Origin of the sequence: Methylobacterium variabile (genome assembly GCF_001043975.1) — a bacterium.
Taxonomy (GTDB): Bacteria; Pseudomonadota; Alphaproteobacteria; order Rhizobiales; family Beijerinckiaceae; genus Methylobacterium; species Methylobacterium variabile.
Genome location: NZ_LABY01000561.1, coordinates 1 through 587, shown reverse-complemented (window position 1 = coordinate 587; position 587 = coordinate 1). Strand labels below are relative to the sequence as shown.

General features: G+C 76.0%; 1 pseudogene. It reads left to right on the top strand.

Going from position 1 to position 587, the window contains the following annotated elements:
- Positions 1-220: 220 nt before the first annotated feature.
- Positions 221-587: pseudogene (locus VQ02_RS34490) on the top strand (glycoside hydrolase family 108 protein); the annotation flags it as partial.

The following is a 587-nucleotide window of genomic DNA, read 5'->3' as shown; positions in this document are numbered from 1 at the left end:
AGGCGGCGGGGGCGGCGCTGCCGGCGGCGGAGCAGTTCGCGGCGCGGATGCTGCTGTCGGGCGCCACCACGTTCGAGCGCGGGCACCCGATGGTGGCGCAGCTCGGCGCCGCGCTGGGCTACGACGCCGCCGCCCTGGACGGCTTGTGGAGCGCCGCGGCGGCGCTGTGACCGGGTGCGCCGGCCGGCGCACCGAAGACCCTGACGACCGGAGGACCCTGATGGCCGCGAATTTCGAGCGGGCGCTGTCGCTCGTCCTGAAGCACGAGGGGGGATGGTCGGACGATCCCGCCGACCCGGGCGGCGCCACGAATTTGGGCGTCACCATCGGCACGCTGAGCCTGTGGCTCGGCCGGCGACCAAGGCGGAGGTGCGGGCACTGACGCCGGCGTCCGTGGCGCCGCTCTACCGGCGGCGGTTCTGGGACGCGGTGCAGGGCGACGCGCTGCCGGCGGGCCTGGATTACGCGCTGTTCGACTTCGCGGTGAACAGCGGCCCGAAGCGGGCGGTGATCGGGCTGCAACGGGTGCTGGGCGTGGCCGATGACGGGCGGCTGGGGCCGGTGACGCTGGCCGCGCTGGCCGGGCG